This window comes from Tessaracoccus sp., assembly GCF_016714275.1.
Classification (GTDB): Bacteria; Actinomycetota; Actinomycetes; order Propionibacteriales; family Propionibacteriaceae; genus Arachnia.
Genome location: NZ_JADJNP010000004.1, coordinates 153,111 through 170,705, shown reverse-complemented (window position 1 = coordinate 170,705; position 17,595 = coordinate 153,111). Strand labels below are relative to the sequence as shown.

At 71.0% G+C, this 17,595-nt stretch carries 11 protein-coding genes; 2 read left to right on the top strand and 9 right to left on the bottom strand.

Going from position 1 to position 17,595, the window contains the following annotated elements:
- Positions 1-3 precede the first annotated feature (3 nt).
- From IPJ61_RS14980 to IPJ61_RS14940, 8 genes are all read right to left on the bottom strand, one after another.
- Entirely contained in the window at positions 4-663 is a 660-nt protein-coding gene (locus IPJ61_RS14980; RefSeq protein ID WP_297109250.1) for a 4'-phosphopantetheinyl transferase family protein, read from the bottom strand.
- Positions 660-4,451, bottom strand: coding sequence for an amino acid adenylation domain-containing protein (locus IPJ61_RS14975; RefSeq protein WP_297109247.1), 3,792 nt, complete (start codon positions 4,449-4,451; stop codon positions 660-662). The genes IPJ61_RS14980 and IPJ61_RS14975 overlap by 4 nt, the downstream gene beginning before the upstream one ends.
- Positions 4,448-4,726: a phosphopantetheine-binding protein gene (locus IPJ61_RS14970; RefSeq protein ID WP_297109244.1), complete on the bottom strand. Its 279-nt coding sequence runs from the start codon at positions 4,724-4,726 to the stop codon at positions 4,448-4,450. The genes IPJ61_RS14975 and IPJ61_RS14970 overlap by 4 nt, the downstream gene beginning before the upstream one ends.
- A 4-nt stretch (positions 4,727-4,730) precedes the next feature.
- Positions 4,731-6,413: a (2,3-dihydroxybenzoyl)adenylate synthase gene (locus IPJ61_RS14965; RefSeq protein WP_297109241.1), complete on the bottom strand. Its 1,683-nt coding sequence runs from the start codon at positions 6,411-6,413 to the stop codon at positions 4,731-4,733.
- Between the two features lie 105 nt (positions 6,414-6,518).
- A complete protein-coding gene (locus IPJ61_RS22300) occupies positions 6,519-8,726 on the bottom strand; it encodes an ATP-dependent DNA ligase (RefSeq protein ID WP_366505730.1) in 2,208 nt (735 codons plus the stop codon).
- Between the two features lie 223 nt (positions 8,727-8,949).
- The gene (locus tag IPJ61_RS14950; protein WP_297109238.1) at positions 8,950-9,747 is read right to left on the bottom strand and encodes an AAC(3) family N-acetyltransferase; all 798 of its coding nucleotides are present in this window, start codon (positions 9,745-9,747) and stop codon (positions 8,950-8,952) included.
- 14 nt (positions 9,748-9,761) lie between these two features.
- Positions 9,762-11,462 carry a glycoside hydrolase family 13 protein gene (locus IPJ61_RS14945; RefSeq protein ID WP_297109235.1) on the bottom strand — a complete coding sequence of 567 codons (1,701 nt, stop codon included), beginning with the start codon at positions 11,460-11,462 and terminating at the stop codon, positions 9,762-9,764.
- 147 nt (positions 11,463-11,609) lie between these two features.
- Positions 11,610-12,689 carry an ROK family protein gene (locus IPJ61_RS14940; protein WP_297109232.1) on the bottom strand — a complete coding sequence of 360 codons (1,080 nt, stop codon included), beginning with the start codon at positions 12,687-12,689 and terminating at the stop codon, positions 11,610-11,612.
- A 111-nt stretch (positions 12,690-12,800) separates the two neighbouring features.
- Between IPJ61_RS14940 and IPJ61_RS14935 the strand changes: the two genes are divergently transcribed.
- Positions 12,801-14,990, top strand: a complete 2,190-nt coding sequence (locus IPJ61_RS14935) for an alpha-galactosidase (protein ID WP_297109229.1) — start codon at positions 12,801-12,803, stop codon at positions 14,988-14,990.
- On the opposite strand, the gene IPJ61_RS14930 is transcribed toward IPJ61_RS14935, so the two are convergent.
- On the bottom strand, positions 14,938-16,200 hold the full coding sequence (locus IPJ61_RS14930; RefSeq protein WP_297109226.1) for an ROK family transcriptional regulator: 1,263 nt from the start codon (positions 16,198-16,200) through the stop codon (positions 14,938-14,940). The two genes, IPJ61_RS14935 and IPJ61_RS14930, sit on opposite strands and share 53 nt — an antisense overlap.
- A 105-nt stretch (positions 16,201-16,305) precedes the next feature.
- Here IPJ61_RS14930 and IPJ61_RS14925 point away from each other — a divergent pair, with 105 nt between their 5' ends.
- Complete coding sequence (locus IPJ61_RS14925; protein WP_297109223.1) at positions 16,306-17,595, top strand: ABC transporter substrate-binding protein; 1,290 nt, start codon at positions 16,306-16,308, stop codon at positions 17,593-17,595.

Genomic DNA, 17,595 nt, shown 5'->3' with positions numbered 1-17,595 from the left:
GAGTCATCTACCGACTCCCTTGTTCCCGACAGATGCGGTCCGCGTCGCGAACCCGACGGTGAAAGCACCGACGGCGTAGGCACCGGCCCAGTCCGTGACGGGCACGGGCGGGGCGAGGGTGTCGAGGGAGCGCGGGTCGTCGAGGGTACCGAAACCGGCCTTTACCAGGGCTTCCTTGCGGACCCAGAGCCGAAGGAAGCTCGCCGACAGGTCGGGCTGGTCCGCCAGCCAGGCCTGCTCCGGTGCCGTGAGCACCCGGGCGATCGGAGAGATCGAGCACCGGGGTTCGACGTCGATCCCGCACGGCGACCACGCCGCCGCCGCGGCCACCACGCCCCGGGAATGGCTCAGGCTCACGTGAGCCTCCGGAAATCCTGCCACCGTCGGCCGGCCGTGCGGGCCGCCGCAGTCCGTGCAGCGCTGCACGACAACAACCTCCCGGACGCCGACCCCGAGCAGCTCGGCCGCGCACTCCCGCACCAGCACGCGGGCAGCGACGAACGCGGCCCTGTCGTCCGCGCGGTGGAGACGGTCGCGTCGTTCGATCTCCAGGTCCGTGAGCAGCGCCGCGTCCTCCGCTCCCGTCACCGGGAGGAACCGGACGACTCGCGCAGGCCATCCTGGTCGCGCCGAAAGGTCCGTCTCGCAGGCCGGAGCGCTCATCGCAACAGCCCGGCCAGGATCGCTCCCACATGGTCGGCGACCGGACGGCGCACCAGGTCGCCGTGCGTGGCGTCGACCGGGTGGACGGTGACCGTTCCCGAGACGTAGGGATGCCAGCCGTCGGCGTCGAGCCAGCGCTCCGGGCGCGGGGCCGTCGCGACGACGACATCCAGGTCGCCGTCGACGATCCCGTGGCGCGAGGTCCGCACGATCCGGCTGGCCTCGATCACGCTCGCGATGCACCCGTCGAGCACCGGCTCGGGCACGGCGGCGAGCGCGCTGCCGCCGCGGCGCAGGACATCCGCGACCGTCGCGCGGTCCACCGCCGCGTCGTCGGGCAGCAGGCCCTCGACGCCGCCGAGCCGCAAGATGCCGACGAGCGCCTCCTCCTCGGTGGGCTCGGCCAGGTGCTGCCACTGGTCGGAGGGATAGGCGTCGAGCAGCACGACCCGGCCGACCTCCTGGCCGTCCTCGCGGGCCAGCCGCGCGACGGCGTGCGCGGCCATGCCGCCCAGAGACCAGCCGGCGACGTGGAACGGCCGCCGGCCCAGCACGCCGCGGATGGCCGCCAGTTGGCGCGCGGCGAGCGCGTCGAGGTCGGCAACCGGTTCGGGCGCGCCGTCGGCGATCCCGGGCGCCTGGACGGTGAGCACACCCTGGTCGATGGGCAGCGCGCGCAGCAGGCTCGCGTAGCACCAGCCGAGCCCGCCCGCGGGAGGCAGCAGCACCAAGGGTGGCCTGTCCCCGATCGGCCGGAGAACGAGGGCCTCCGCGAGGTCCGCGCGCTCCCGGTCAGCGCCGGCCAGCGCCGCGAGGCCCGCGGGCGTCGGGTGGGCGAAGACGTCGGCGAGGGTCAGTTCCAGCCCGAGCTGCGCCTCAGCCTCGGCGATCAGCCGCAACACGCGCAGCGAGTCGCCGCCGAGCGCGAAGAAGTCGTCGTCGGCGCCGACCGCCTCCGCGCCGACGACGTCGGCCACAAGCGCGCACAGCCGCTGCTCGAGGAGGTCGTGCGGCGTCCCGGCCCCGGCGGCGACAGGGCGCGGCGGCGCGATCTCGGCCAGGCGGCGCCGGTCGGTCTTGCCGCTCGTGCCCAGGGGGATCTCGGGCACGGCGACCCAGTGCGCGGGCACGAACGACGCCGGCAGCCGCGCCGCCGCTGCCGTCCGGAGCGCGGACTCGACGGCGTCGCCGTCGGCTCCGTCCGCGACGGCGTACCAGCATACCAGGGCCTCGTCGATGACGCCAGCCGCCGCGGCGACAAGCCCGGACACCCCGGCGACCGCGGCCTCCACCTCGCCCAGCTCGACGCGTTGACCACGAATCTTGACCTGGTCGTCGGTGCGGCCGAGATAGCAGAGCGCGCCGTCGGGACGCCACGCGGCGAGGTCGCCTGTCCGGTAGAGGCGACCGAACGCCGTCTCGACGAACCGCTCGGCCGTCAGGTCCGGCCGGCCGACATACCCGTCGGCGAGCTGGACCCCGCCCAACCACAGTTCGCCGGCCGCGCCGATCGGCACCGGCCGGAGATCCCCGTCGAGGACGAAGCACCTCGTGTTCCACACCGGCCGTCCGATGGGCACGACCTCCTCCCCGGGCACGCAGTCCCAGTAGGTGACGTCGACGGCGGCCTCCGTCGGCCCATAGAGGTTGAGCGGCGGCACCCCGAACCAGCGAACGGTCCCCTCGACGAGGTCGGGCGTGAGGGCCTCGCCGCTGGTGACGACGTAAGCCACCTCGCCGGTCGCGACGCGCTCCCGGGCGCGCGGGTCCGCGAGCAGCGCCCGCAGCATCGAGGGCACGAAGTGGAGCACATCGACGCCCTCGCCAACGACGATGTCGGCGATGGCGCGCGGGTCGCGGTGCGCCCCAGGCTCGGCGATGACGACGGCGGCGCCCACCTGCAACGGCCAGAACAACTCCCAGACGGACACGTCGAAGGAGATCGGCGTCTTGTGCAGCACCCGGTCGCCGAGGCCCAGCGGGACGTGGTGCTGCATCCAGGAGAGCCGGTTGTCAATGGCGCGATGGCCGACGAGCACGCCCTTGGGCCGCCCCGTCGAGCCGGAGGTGAAGAGCAGGTAGGCGGGTGCGTCGACGTCGTCGAAAACGATCGGATCGTCGGGGTCGGCAGCCAGATCATCGCCTGGACGGAGGACCAGCGTGGCCCGGGCATCCTGCAGCATGCCCTCGATGCGGGCGTCCGGGAGATCGGCATCGAGGGGGAGGTAGACGGCGCCGAGAAGCGCGAGCGCATGCACGGCCTCGTACAGCGCGAAGCCGCGTTCGAGAGCGACGCCGACGACGTCGCCGGGGCGCACGCCGCTCGCGATCAGCCCCGCAGCGAGCCGGCGCGAGGCATCGAGGAGCTGTGCGTAGGTTCGGGTCTCGCCGCGGAAGACGAGCGCGGTCGCGTCCGGGGTCCGGGCGGCCTGCGCCGCGAACCGCTCGCCGAGCGTCGCCGCCTCACGCTCGACCATCGTGTCGTTGAAAGCCCCTGTCACCAGGTCCAGCTCCACGTGTGGCAGGAGTGGGAGACCCGGGACGAAGGCCTCAGCGGCCGCGCCCGCGTACACGGCCAGCCATGCGGTGAGCCGCGCGAGGTGCAGGTCCACCTCTTCGGCGGTGTACAGCTCCGGGTTGGCGTCGATCTCCAACCGGACGACGCGCCCACGGCCGGGCGTGCCGCGCAGGCACACGGTCATGTCCTCGACCGGCCCGGCGGTGAGGTTGCGGACGACACCGACGGCGCTACCCAGGCGCAGCTCCAGCTCGAAGGGCACGACGTTGACCTGAGCGCCGAAGAGCTGGCCGCCGGTCAGCTGGCCGAGGCGACGGGCGAGGACCTCCTGCCGCACGAACGGGTGGGCGCGAACCGCCGCTTGGTCGGCGGTGGTCGCCGCGAGGGCGCCCGCGACCGTGTCGTCGGCAGGCACCGTCACCGGCAGGACGTTCATGGCGGTGCACACGGTCCGCGCCGACGGCAGCGCTCCCACGCCGGGAACCGTGCGGTTCATCAGCGGCACGCCGATCCGCGCCGACGCCGCGCCCGCCATCCGCGCAACGTATCCGCCGACGGCCGCCGCGAAAAGGTCCGGCCAGCCGGCACGCTGCCGCCGCGCGCTCTGCACCAGCAGGGTCTGGGTCGCGGGATCGAGTTCGAGGCTGCGCTTGATCGCCGACGGCGCGGGCATCGCGACGCGCTCGGCCAGCGACGCCGCGCCGCCCATCGCGCGCAGGCGGTCGTCCCAGAACGCGGCGGCCCCGTCGTCGTCCACGCGGACGAGGTCGTCGGCAACCAGCTCGGCGAGGGTCACCGCGGGCTCGGCGGGAGGGGCGCCGTCGTACAACTCGCAGACCCGCCGCAGCAGCTGCTGCACGCCGTAACCGTCGAGGACGACGTGGTGGGCCGCGTGAAACCACCACGTCCGGCCGTCGGGGAAGCTCAGCAGCGCGGCCCGGACGACGTCGCCTGCCGACAGCCGCATCGGCCGGGAGAGTTCCGTGCGCATCCACGCCTCGGCCGCCGCGTCGTCGGGCACCGGAACGCGCCGCACGGCGGGGACGCGGTCTCCCGCCTGTTGCTCCGGGCCCTCCGGGGTCGTCCGGAACTCGGCGCGGAGCTGCGGGAACTCGCGGTAGGCCTGGGTATGCGCGGCGGACAGCCTGTCGAGGTCGATCGCGCCGTCGATCTCGACGACCTCCGCGGTGGTGTAGCACGGGTTCTCCGGCGCCAGCTCGTGCGCGAAGTACAGCCCGCGCTGCGCGGAGGTCAGCGGAAGCCAGGTCATGGCTGGATCTGCAGGCCCTGCTCGCGAAGGTAGGAAACGGTGGGGCGGCGGGTGAACTCGCCGAAGTCGATGTCCGCGCCGGCGTCGAGGAGGCGGTCGAGCAGCTCGAAGGCGCGCACGGAGTCGAGGCCGAGCGCGAAGACGTCGGAGTCCGGGGCGGCGAACGCGGCGGCCAGCGCGTCGTCGGCGAGCAGGCCGTCGAGCGCGGAACGCAGCTCGGCGTCCCAGGCGTCCTGAGTCGTCACCGATGTGATGTCGGGCGTGGGGAGGGTCATCGTTCTACCTCGGGAGGTCGGCGGGCGGGGTGGGGACGAGGTGCTCGGTGAGCAGCTGACGCAGCTCTCGACGGCTGTTCTTGCCGACGTGGGTCTCGGGGAAGGCATCCAGGAACTCGATCCTGTCCGGGAGCTTGTGGGAGGCGAGTCCGGCGGCCGCGAGGCGCGCGGCAAGGTCGGTGGGGCGGGGACGACCGGGCTCGGTCCGCACGACGAGGCAGATGCTCTCCCCCAGGTAAGGGTCGGGAAGGCCGACGGCTACGGCGTCGAGGACGTCCGGGTGCGCGAGGACGAGGCCCTCGATCTCGTCGGTGGCGACCTTCTCGCCCGCGCGGTTGATCTGATCCTTGTCGCGGCCGGTGACGATGAGGTGTCCGGTGGGCAGGCGCCGCACCCGGTCTCCTGTGCGGTAGAAGCCGTCGGAGGTGAACGAGTCGCGGTTGGGGCCGCCGTCGGGGTCGCCCGGGCGGTAGTAGCCGCGGATCGTGTAGGGGCCGCGGGTCAGGAGGCTGCCCTCGACGCCGTCGGGGACGGGATTGTCGTCCTCATCGACGATCAGGATCTCGTCAGCCGCGCTGATCGGGCGGCCCTGGGTGGTGTTCACGATCTCGTCCGGGTCGCCCAGCCGGGTGTAGTTGACGAGGCCCTCGGCCATGCCGAACACCTGCTGCAGGCGCGCGCCGAGCACCGGGCCGATCTCGGCGGCGACGGAGTCGGCGAGCTTCGCGCCGCCCACCTGAATGGTGCGGAGCGTCGACAGGTCAGGGGTCCGGCGCCGCGCGGCAGAGACCCAGGCCTGGGCGAGCGGAGGGACGAGCGAGGCGTCGGTCACCCCCTCGCTCTCGATCAGCGCGAACGCGGTGCGCGGGCTGGGATCGGGCGCGAGGACGACCCTTCCCCCGACGTGCAGCACGCCGAGGATGCCGGGCGAGCTCATCGGGAAGTTGTGCGCGGCGGGCAGCACGACGAGCAGGGCGCTCTCCTCCGTCAGCCCGCAGATCGTTGCGGACTCGCGCACGGAGTACAGGTAGTCGGCGGCGGTGCGTGGGATGAGCTTCGCCACGCCTGTCGTCCCGCCGGAGAGCTGGAGGAACGCCACGTCCTCCGGGCCACGGTCCGGGGCGGGGACCGGCGGGAGTTCGTCATCGCCCCAGCTGCGGACGTCGATCAGCGCGGGCGGATGGACGCCCTGTTCGCGGACGCGTTCCGCGACGACGGCGTGCAGTTCCGCGAGGTCGTCGGTGGCGACGACCATCGCGGCGGCGTCGGCCGTGACGCAGAACTGGGCCAGCTCGAGCTCGCGGTGGGAGGGCAGGGCGAAGATCGGTAGCGCGCCCAGCCGGAACAGGCCGAAGATTACTGCGACGAAGTCCGCGATGTTGGGCAGCGCGACGACGACGCGGTCGCCGGGCGCGACACCCGCCGCCGCGATGTGCGCCGCGGCCCGTTCCGCCGCCGCGGCGAGGTCGGCGTAGGTCCACCGGATGTCCCGGCCCTGGGCGTCGCGGCCTACGACCGCGATGTTGCCCGCGAACCGCTCACAGCGGTCGGCGACGAATGCCGGGAACGTCTCGTCGGTCCAGTAGCCGAGGGAGCGGTAGCGGCGTCGGACGCTGTCGGGCCAGGTCGGGAAGGGAGCGACGGCGCTTCTGGCGTGCAGGGGTGCCTCGGGGGGACGAGCAAGCATGCGAAGATATTAGGGGAGCCTTACCTTACGTAATAAATCGCGCCACCATTCGAGCCCGCGCCCGCCTGGTGCGCCGCAGCCGGTGCCCGATCGATCAGTGCTTCCCTAGGGGAGCAGGACCTTTGCGAGGTCGTAGCTCACGGGCTCCTCGAGCTGGGCATAGGTGCACGACGCCGGGTCGCGGTCATCGCGCCAGCGCACGAACTGCGCGGTGTGCCGGAACCGGTTGCCCTCCATGTGGTCGTAGCGCACCTCGACGACGCGCTCGGGCCGCAGCGGCACGAATGACAGGTCCTTCTTCGCGTTCCACCGCGAGTGCGCGGCGGCGGTCGGCGTGCGCGGGAAGGACTGGTCGCGGTTGTCGGGCTCGTCCTGAGCGAGCATGTCCCTTGAGCCGGGTGCGTCGACGGAGTCGACCGCGACCGTGTCGAACGGCCCCGCCCACGACCAGGGATGGCCTTCGAACGTCGTCACCAGCGGCTGCAACTCTTCGAAGAGTTCCTTGCGTCGCGCCATTGGGAAGGCGCCGATCACGCCGACGGAGTTGAGCTGCCCGTCGTCGGTGTACAGGCCGAGGAGCAGCGAGCCGATGGCGTCGGTCTCGTTCCGGTACAGCCGGTAGCCGGCGACGACACAATCGGCGGTGCGCTCGTGCTTCAGCTTGTACATCACGCGCTTGTCCTCGGCGTAGGGCTCGTCGAGCGGCTTGGCTATCACGCCGTCGAGACCCGCGCCCTCGAACTGTGCGAACCACTCCATGGCGAGCTTCTCGTCGTGCGTGGCCTTTGTCAGGAAGACGGGGCTTTCAGCGTCGGCCAGCGCCTTCTCCAGCGCGGCGCGACGCTCGCGGAACGGCTTCTCCACGAAGTTCTCCTGGCCCAACGCGAGGAGATCGAAGGCGACGAAGCAGGCGGGCGTCTCGGCGCTCAGCTTGGCGATCCGCGACGCCGCCGGGTGGATGCGCTGCTGGAGCAGGTCGAAGTTCAGCCGGTCGCCGCTCTCGGGGTCGATCATGATGATCTCGCCGTCGATGACCGAGTGGTCGGGGAAGTTCGCGACGATCGCCTCGACCAGCTCCGGGAAGTAACGCGTCATCGGGCGCGAGTTGCGCGATCCGATCTCCACCTCGTCGCCGGAGCGCCAGATGATCGAACGGAATCCGTCCCACTTCGGCTCGAACAGGTACTCCCCCGCGGGCAGCTTCTTCACGGGCTTGGCCAGCATCGGGCCGTACGGCGGGGCGATCGCGGTGCCCCACTCGGCATCCCGCTCGGCCTTGGGCGCCATGTAGTCCTCGTCCGCACGATCCGCCTTGCGCTTGCTCGGCGGGACGCGCGGCGGCTCGCCGGGCATCTTGGGGTAGTCGGGAGGAAAGTTCAGTTCGCCGAGGCCGCGCTCGAGATCGGCCTCCCACAGCTTCAGCGCGCCCTCGACGTCGCCGGAGTGCGCGTCGATGTCGGCCCAGGGACACCGCCGCTGCTCCAGCAGCGCGGGCACCGTGTAGACGGTGAACTCGCGCGGGTCGACGTCCGGGAGCTCCTCCCACGACACCGGCGTCGACACCGGCGCCCACGGCAGCGGGCGCGGCGAGTAGGCGGCGGCGATGGTGCGGTCGCGGTTGGCCTGGTTGAAGTCGACGAAGACGCGCGTCCCGCGCTCCTCCTTCCACCACGATGTGGTGACGAGGTCGGGCAGCCGGCGCTCCAGCTCCCGGGCGACGCCGATGACGCCGTGACGCACGTCCTGGAACTCGTGCGTCGGCGCGATGCGGGCGTAGACGTGGATACCGCGGTTGCCGGAGGTCTTGGCGTAAGCAGTCAGCCCCACCTCCGCCATCACGTCGCGCAGCGCGAGGGCGGCCTCGACGGCGTCGCGGAAGTCCCGGCCGGGCTGCGGGTCGAGGTCTATGCGGAACTCGTCCGGGTTGTCGAGGTTCGCCGTGCGGACCGGCCACGGGTGGAACGTGATGGTTCCCATCTGCGCGGCCCAGGCGAGCGCGGCGGGCTCGTCGAACACGAGTTGGTCGTGGCGCCGTCGCGAGGGGTAGGTGCAGGTTACGGTACGCAGGAACGACGGCGCTCCCCGCGGCGGCCGCTTGGAGAAGAACTCCTCACCGTCGACACCATCGGGGAACCGCTGCAGCGTCATCGGCCGGTCGCTGTTCAGCCGCAGGAAGGGGTCGGCGACCGCGATCAGGTAGTCGGCGAGGCCGTGCTTCGTGATCGGCCCGCCGGGCGCGTCGGGCCAGAGTACCTTGTCGGGGCTGCTGAGCTTCACCGTGCGCGGGGGCACCTCGAGAATGACGTCGGCCATTCCCCCACGCTAGTCGCGCGCCCCGGTGCCGGAAAAGTGCTGCGAGATAGGCGTTCTCCCCGGTTTTGGGGTCAGAACGCCCATCTCGCAGCACTTTTCCGTCAACTCAGCTGTCCATACTCGACGGCGGCGCCGCGGGCTTCGAGTCTGCGCAGCGACCGCACCCACCAAGACTGGGCACAACTACGGATTTAGTCCCCGCCTGCGTCGCGTACGACCATAACTATGCATAACTATGGTTCTGGCGATGTGATGTGAACCATTCGGTGGCGAAGTCGACCAAGGGGCGCGCGGGGAGCAGCTGCGCGGGCGCCGCTCCCACCAGCCCGGCGCGGGCGAGGCCGGTCTCCGCGACGAAGGCGTCGGCGACCTCCTCGAAGTCCTCGTCGTGGACGTCGAGCTCCTGCCAGGAGAGCCACTCCCGGCGGCCGTCGACGACGGCGGCGACGCCGTTGGCGACCGTCCGCTTCCCGGGGAAGTCGGCGCGGTGCTCGGCCAGGTGCAGGGCCGTGATCTTCGCGCCCGTCACGCCCAGGAGCAGGACGCTGGCGTCCAAGTCGACGAGCGCGCGGAGCGGGGACTCCTCGCCCGTGGGCGCGTCGAGCCGGTGCCGCGCCGCGACGCGCTCCGCCTGCGGACCGACCGCTGTGACCGACCGATGCGGGTGCGGACTGCGGATCGCCCCGGGCGTGGTCCGGAAGAGCTCGGCGACGATGCCCATCGTCTGGCTGGGCGTGAGGGCCGGGTCGTAGAGCGGGAGGTGCGCACGGATCGTCGGCCACCACGCCGACGGCGCCTCCTGCAGGAAGGCGGGATCGCACAGCTGCCACGACTGGGTCGGCATCACGAGGGTGCCCTCAGGACCGACGGCGTCACGCAACGCCGCCAGCACCGTCTGAGCTCCGCCGACGACCCAGCCGAGCGACCGCAGCGAGGTGTGCACCATGACGGTCCCGCCGTCGGGCACGCCGAGGCCGCGCAGGTCGGCGGCAAGCCGCCCGCGCGTGATCGGCGTGCCCATGGGGTCCGGCATGGCTAGCCGCGCAGCCAGACGGTGGTCTCGCCCGGGAGCTCGCCGTCGGCTAGCGGGGCGCTGGAAAGCAGCACGTCGCCGGCGGGCAGCGCGACGGGGTCGGTGCCGAAGTTCATTACCGCACGCCACCCGTTCGGGCGCTCAATGCCCAGCACCGATTCGGTGACCTCGATCCACTCCATCGACTCGGCGCACTCCAGCTCGTGGCGCAGCGCCAGCCCCCGGCGGTACAGGTTCAGCGTCGACGCCGGGTCGGATGACTCCGCCTCGACGGCATACGTCCCGAACCACCCGGGCTGCGGCAGATGCGACTCGCCCTCGCCGAACCCGAAGGACGCGCCGTCGGCGGTCCACGGCAGCGGCACGCGGCAGCCATCCCGGCCGATCTCCGCGCCCTCCGTGCGGAAGAAAGACGGGTCCTGGCGCTCTGCGGCCGGGATCTGGCCGACCTCCTGCAGGCCAAGCTCCTCGCCCTGGTAAAGGTAGGCCGAGCCGGGCAGCGCCAGCATGAACAACGTCGCGGCCCGCGCGCGACGAAGACCCTGCACCTCGTCGACGTCCGCGGGGTCGCCGCCGTCGCGCAGCCACTGCTTGCCGTCGTTGCCGCCGACCGTCGCTCCGCCGCCGGGTGCGGCGACGGCGATGCCCCCGCCGGGCAGACCGTAGCGGGTGGCGTGGCGGACGACGTCGTGGTTGGAGAACACCCACGTCGTCGACCCGCCGAGCTCGGCGGCAGCCGTGAGGTTGCGGTCGATGATCTCGTGGAAGTCGCCGGCGTCGAAACGCGCACGCAGCAGGTCGAAGTTGAACGTCTGGCCGAGGCCCAGCGGCGACGAGTAGCGCGCCTGGCGGTGCGGCGCCACCCAGGCCTCCGCGACGGCTGTGCGCGGCGGGTCGTACTCATTGAAGACGGCGCGCCACTCGGCATACACGTCCTGAACCTCGTCGCGGTCCCACAGCGGGTGCTGGCCATCGCCGAACAGCTCAGTGCCCTCGAGGATCCTGTTGATGGCGTCGAACGCCGGGTCCAGGTTCTTCTTCAGGCCGTGCGCGACGTCGACGCGGAACCCGTCGACGCCCCGGTCGCTCCAGAACCGCAACGTCTTCAGGAAGTCCTCATGCACCTCAGGGTTGTCCCAGTTGAAGTCCGGCTGTTCCTTCGCGAACAGGTGCAGGTACCACTGGCCCGGCGCCCCGTCCGGCTCCACGACCCGCTCCCACGCGCCACCGCCGAAGATCGACGGCCAGTTGTTCGGCGGCAGCTCCCCGTCGACACCCTTGCCGTCGCGGAAGATGTAGCGATCGCGCTCCGGCGACCCCTTCCCCGCGGCGAGCGCCGCCTGGAACCACTCGTGGCGGTCCGAGGAGTGGTTGGGGACGATGTCGACGACGACCTTGATGTGCGCGCCGTGCAGGGCCGCGACCATCTCGTCGAACTCCTCGAGCGTGCCGATCTTCGGGTCGACGTCGCGGTAGTCATCGACGTCGTAGCCGCCGTCGGCGAGCGCCGACGGGTAGAACGGGCTCAACCACACGGCATCCACCCCCAGCTCCTTCAGATACGGAACCTTGGAGGTGATGCCCAACAGGTCGCCGATGCCGTCGCCATTGGCGTCGGCGAAGCTGCGCGGATAGATCTGGTAGACGACGGCCTGGCGCCACCAATCGGGGGCGGAGAAGACATCGTGGGCGGAGAGCGTCATGAGGCGCGCCGGTCCTTCCTGGACGTGTGCGGTGACAGCGGAAAACGCTGGTCGGGAGAGATTGTGGGCACTAGTTTCGATCGTTGGATCAACTAGTGGGGCACCAGCCTAACAGCGCACGCGCTCACGTCAACACCCATCGACCGGCTACCGCAGCACCTGACGAATGGCCACTGCCGCGCCGCCCCGGGCCCAGTCGTAAAAACCGAGCCCCTCACCGAGCACCAGCTCGGGGAGCTGATCGTCCTCGTAGGCGTGCCGGGCCATGCCCCGCCGGATCGCGGCCTCACGGAGGACGAACGGCGGGACGCCCTCGCCCGCGATCAGAACCCGCTCCGGCCCGTAGGCGATCATCGCGAGCGCAACCAACTCCCCCAGGCCCTCCGCGGCGGCGTCGAGGACCTCGCCGATGGCGCGGTCCCCACTCAGAAGGTCGGCGGGTCCCACGGCGCGCCCCACGGCAGCGGCGGCGCGCGCGAGCAGCGGAGCGGTGGAGAGCACCTCGCTTGCACCCTGGCCGTCGCGCAGCCAGGCACGGCCGAGCAACGCGGCGAAGCCCAGGTGCCCGCCGAGCAGGGTGTCGTCGACGACGGCGCCGGAGCCCACCCCCTCGCCAACCGTCAGGACGACGAAGTTGCGGGTGCCGCGACCGTGCCCGAACCAGTGCTCGGCCAGGGTCAGCGCGTCGACGTCCTTGATCGCCGCGCAGGGCAATCCCGCGGCCTCCTCGACCGCGCGCACGATGTTGCCGCGCTTCCAGCCGAGGAGGCCCGCGGCCCGGGTGTTGCCTTCCGCATCGACGGCGGCCGCGAGCGAGACGCCGATGGCCTCGGGCGCCCAGCCGGGCGCGTTCTCCTCCAGGAGGCCTGCGATGGCGGCCGCTGTCGTCTCGGCCGAGCTCGTGTCGGCGACGGCCTCACGCGTGGAGTGCACGATGCCACTCAGACCGACAAGCGTGGCGTAGAACCGTCCGGGCACGACCTTCACGCCCAGGAACCGCGCGGCGTCGTCCACGACCTCGAGAGGTTGCCGCGGGCGGCCGATCGACATCGCGCGCGCCTCTCCCTCACGCAGTATCCCCGCCGCGATCAGAGGCCCCGTCAGGCGCGTGAGCGACCCCGAACTCAGCCCGAGACGCTCGACCATGGCAGCCCGCGACAACGGACCGAACCTCAGCACCATCTCGACGATCCTCCGCGAGGACACGTCGAACTGGGAGAGGAGCACCCCCCGATTATGGCAGGGAGGGAACGCCGGACCCCTATTATCTTTGCGACAGAGTTATTAGGTAAGCTTGCCCCCACTGCTCTTGGCAGCACGACGAAAAGGGACGAAACCATGACCCATCACGCGGCAACGGAACCCACGGAAGCGCGCCAGCTTCACCTGCGCGCAGGCGGGACGTCAGTCGTCGTCAACTGCCCCGGCTCGTCGCTGGCGGAGATCCTGTACTGGGGAGCCGACCTCGGACACCAGTCTCTCGCCACCCTCGCGGCCTGGGCGGAGACGCGCGTCGGCGTCGTCTCCGGCTGCGCCGACGTCCCCCCACGGCTCTCCCTCGTCCCCTCCCAGGCAGAGGGCTGGCTCGGAACGCCGGGCCTCGTCGGCTCGCGCGGGGGCCTGGGCCAGTTCTCGGCCTTTCGCCCCGTCGGAATCGAGGTGCTCGCCGCCGACGGTACGGAAGGAGCGCCGTCGGACGTCCGGCTCACGGCCCACGACGACGAGGCCGACCTCGACCTCGTGATCGAACTGCGCCTCGCTGCCTCCGGCCTGCTGCGAGCCCGCACCGAGCTCACCAACCGTGGTGCGGGCGGCTACGCCGTCGACTCCCTCCTGCTCGCCCTCCCCGTGCCGGCGGCCGAGACACAGATCATCGACCAGTCCGGGCACCACCTGCGCGAGCGGGCCATCGCGTTCCACGAGTTCACGATCGGCGCGCACGAGCAGTCCGTCCGCGTGGCGCGCGCCCACGCCGGGTCGACCATCCACGGCACGTGCACGCCGGGAACCGGCTGGAACCGCGGCTCTGCGCACTACGTACACGTGGCATGGTCGGGCAACACCCGCACCATCGCGGAGCGCAACGTCCTCGGCCAGAACGCGCTGATCGGCGGCGAACTGCTGATGCCCGGAGAGGTCGTCCTCGCCCATGGCGAGTCCTACGCGACCCCCTGGCTCATCGCAACCTGGGGCGAAGGACTCGACGGCGCCGCCGCCCGTGTCCACGACTACGTGCGCACCAGGCCGAACCATCCGACGACGCCGCGGCCCGTAACCTTCAACGCGTGGGAGGCCGTCTACTTCGACCACTCGCTCGACCGGCTCCTGCAACTCGCCGACGTCGCGGCCGAGTCCGGCGCGGAGCGCTTCGTGCTGGACGACGGCTGGTACGGGTCACGGCGCAGCGACACCTCCGGCCTTGGCGACTGGGTCGTCTCGGACGAGGTCTGGCCCCACGGCCTGGCCCCGCTCGCCGACGCGGTGCACGCACGCGGGATGGAGTTCGGCCTCTGGTTCGAGCCGGAGATGATCAACCTCGACTCCGACGCGGCCCGCGCGCATCCCGAGTGGATCCTGTCGCCGCGCTCGCACCGCCCCCAGGAGGCGCGCACCCAGCACGTGCTCGACCTGACCAACCCGGCGGCGTTCGCGCACGTGCTCGGGCAGATGCGGCGCGTGCTCGCCGACACGAAGATCGACTTCATCAAGTGGGACTTCAACCGGGACCTCTACGAGGCGGTGTCTCCACTGACCGGCCGGCCCGCGTATCACGCCCAGACCCTCGCCACCTACCGTCTGATGGGGACGCTCCTCGCGGAGCATCCCGGCCTGGAGATCGAGTCGTGCGCAGGCGGCGGCGCCCGGATCGACCTCGGGATCATGGAGCTGGCGGTCCGGGTCTGGGCCTCAGACTGCATCGACCCGATCGAGCGCCAGCAGATCGAGGCCGGCACGTCGCTCCTCCTGCCTCCCGAGCTGGTCGGATCTCACATCGCCTCCACGGAGTCGCACACCACGGGCCGTACGCTCAACCTCGCCGTCCGCGCGTCCACCGCGCTGTTCAGCCACATGGGCGTCGAGTGGAATCTGCTCGAGGCCTCCGCTCAGGAACGAGCCGATCTCGCGTCGTGGATCGCGCTGCACAAGGAGCTTCGCCCGCTGCTGCACACCGGCCGGGTCGTCCACGTGGATCACCCCGACGCGGGCTGGAGCGTCCACGGCGTGGTCTCCTCGGACAAGGACGACGCCGTGTTCAGTCTCATGCGGGTGGCGACATCGCCGGTGCGCCCCGGCCCCGCCGTCGTGCTGCCCGGCCTGGCCCCGGAGGCCGATTACCGTCTCACGGAGCTCCTCCCCGACGGCATCCCGTCCGCCGAGATCGCGTCGCCGTTCCCGGGGTCGTGGGGGTGGTGGCCGGAGGGCGTCACGCTGCCCGGACGGGTGCTCAGCGACGTCGGCCTCCGCTTCCCCGACCTCATGCCCGAGCGAGTGATCCTGGTCCGCCTGCGCCGTTGCGACGGGCGGTGAGCAGCGGGAGCACGACCTCGAGCGCGGCCTCCCGAGCCGCGGACACCGCGCCGAGCGAAACGACGTCGCCGCCCAGCTGCGAAGCGACCATCTCCGGCGGTGGCAACTCCGACTCGCGGTCCACGTGGCGCTGCGCGATCTCGATGACCTCGCCGAGGGCGGGCGCGACAGCGCCGCACACGATGATCCGCTCCGGATCGTAGAAGTATCCGACGACCCGACTGATCCGCCCGAGCCTCAAGCCCAGGTCCTCGATCAGGGGTCGGGTAACGGGGTCGGAGAGACTGGCATGCGCGAGCAGCACCTCGGCGGTGAGTCCCTCCCCTGTCGGCAGCATCGCCCAGGGATGATCGGCGGGAATCAGCCCGCCTTCCAGCGCATCTCGGACCCACTTCTCCGCCAGGTAGCCCAAACCCCACGAGCCCCCGACGTCTGTGATGTAGGTCAGTCCTCCGAGCTCGCCGACGGCGCCCCGGGCGCCGCGGACGAGCCGACCTTCCATGAACACCCCGGAGCCGAGTCGTCGGCCACCCAGCACGGCGACGAAGTCGTCGCAGCCGCGCGCCTCACCGAGGCTGCTCTCCGCGATTGCCGCCAGCGCGGCGTCGTTCTCCACCCGCACGGCGGGGAACTCCTCGGCGAGGAGGCGCCGTAGCCCCGCGTTCATGTACTGCCAGAACCCCGACTCGTGCGGCGGCGACTCGCCGTCGCCGTCGACCGGGGCCGGTATCCCCACCCCGACCCCGACGACGTCCGTCCGGGTCCTCCTCGTCGCGGCCAGCACCGCGTCGATGACCCGCAGGGCGGCCGCCAGGCGCTCCTCCGGATCGGCGTCGGGATAGGGCAGGTCGTCGGCGTTCAGATAGCCACGGATGTCGAGGTGCTCCTCCGCGAGGACACGGCCGGTGAGGTCTGCGGCGATCGCCGTGAAGCGACGGTTTCCTGCGTCGATCCCGATCACGACGCCCGCGTCGCCGTTGAGCTCGAAACGGCGCGCGGGCCGTCCCATCCGATTGCGCTCGGTGGCGGAGTTCGGCAGCTCGGTGACAAGGCCGATGTCGATGAGCGCGTCGAGCGCGGAGAGCGCGGTCGAGCGAGTGAGCCCGAGGGCGGCCATGACGTGGTCGGCACGGAAGACGTCTGTGTTCCAGGCGAACCCGAGAACATCCGCGGTGCTCGCGCGGTGCCGCGTGTGGTGCTCGTACTCCACGTCCACCCCCTTGACCACATAGCGGACTTTGAGGCACTATAACCCGAGTCGGATTTTCTCCGGCGGCTCAATTTAGTGAGCGTATTCTCCAACGAGGGGACAAAGGTGTCTGTCAAAGCAAAAAAGGTGGCGCGCCTCGTCGCGGGCTCCTTGGCGCTGACACTCGTCAGCGCAGGCCTTGCGGGCTGCTCCGTGGGCGACGGGCGTGAGCCCGTGCGGTTCACGTTCAGCAAGCGCGAGGCCATCGAGTTCATGACCGATGTGGTCGCGAAGTACAACGCCTCGCAGGACAAGGTTCAGGTCAACATCGACACCTCGGGTGTCGATGTCGTCTCGGCCAGCTTCGTGCGTGGCAACCCGCCGGATCTCATGCTGGCGAACTACAACATGGAGGTCGCGCGCTTCGTCGATCGCTGCACGCTGACCGACCTCGGCGACACGACCGCCGCGTCGCAGATGAAAGAGTCGTACCAGCCGCTCCTCGACCAGTACGGCGTCTGCGAGGGGCGTCAGAGCGCCCTGCCGTATTCGGTCATGGCCGCGTCGGTGATCTACAACAAGGAGATCTTCGAGGCCAACGGCCTCGCGGTCCCGAAGACGTGGGACGAGCTCCTCGCTGTCTGTAAGAAGCTCCAGGACGCGGGGATCACGCCGTTCTACGCCACGCTGAAGGATGACTGGACGGTCGGCCAGGGCTGGTTCGACTACACGGTCGGCGGCTCGATCGACGTGCTCGACTTCTTTGACAACCTCGCGGCGCAGGGTGCCGACGTCGGCCCCAACTCGGCGACATCGTTCCAGAAGGACTTCGCGGACCCGATGGACAAGATGCAGGAGCTGCTGGGTTCCTACATCAACAAGGACGCGGCCAGCCGCGGCTACAACGACGGCAACCTGGCCTTCGCCAAGGGCCAGGCCGCCATGTACCTGCAGGGTCCGTGGGCCTTCAGCGAGATCGCGAAGACCTCGCCGGACCTCGAACTCGGCACCTTCCCGCTGCCGATGACCGGCAGCGACGCCGACCTCAAGGTGCGCGTCAACCTCGACCTCGCCGCGATGATCCCCGAGGGCTCGAAGCACCAGGAGGCCGCGCGCGACTTCCTTGAGTACCTCTTCCTGCCCGAGAACATCGAGGCGTACAACGCGTCGCAGCTCGGGTTCACCCCCACCACGACCGCCCCCGCGCCGAACGACCCGCGGATCGAGGGAATGATCGAGTACATCGACGCCGGCCGGATCTATCAAGGCCCTTCCGTGCTCGTCCCCAAGACGATCCCGGTGTTCAACTACGCGCAGGCCATTGCGCTCGGCGGCAACGCCGGAACGTACCTCGCGACGATGGACGCCGACTGGGCCCGTCTCGCGTTCCGCGCCCCGGTGAGGAAGGACTCCTGA

Bases quoted from the DNA above. Each gene is read 5' to 3' on its own strand.
- IPJ61_RS14980 (WP_297109250.1), bottom strand. From the start codon at position 663: ATGAGCGCTCCGGCCTGCGAGACGGACCTTTCGGCGCGACCAGGATGG.
- IPJ61_RS14975 (WP_297109247.1), bottom strand. From the start codon at position 4,451: ATGACCTGGCTTCCGCTGACCTCCGCGCAGCGCGGGCTGTACTTCGCG.
- IPJ61_RS14970 (WP_297109244.1), bottom strand. From the start codon at position 4,726: ATGACCCTCCCCACGCCCGACATCACATCGGTGACGACTCAGGACGCC.
- IPJ61_RS14965 (WP_297109241.1), bottom strand. From the start codon at position 6,413: ATGCTTGCTCGTCCCCCCGAGGCACCCCTGCACGCCAGAAGCGCCGTC.
- IPJ61_RS22300 (WP_366505730.1), bottom strand. From the start codon at position 8,726: ATGGCCGACGTCATTCTCGAGGTGCCCCCGCGCACGGTGAAGCTCAGC.
- IPJ61_RS14950 (WP_297109238.1), bottom strand. From the start codon at position 9,747: ATGGGCACGCCGATCACGCGCGGGCGGCTTGCCGCCGACCTGCGCGGC.
- IPJ61_RS14945 (WP_297109235.1), bottom strand. From the start codon at position 11,462: ATGACGCTCTCCGCCCACGATGTCTTCTCCGCCCCCGATTGGTGGCGC.
- IPJ61_RS14935 (WP_297109229.1), top strand. From the start codon at position 12,801: ATGACCCATCACGCGGCAACGGAACCCACGGAAGCGCGCCAGCTTCAC.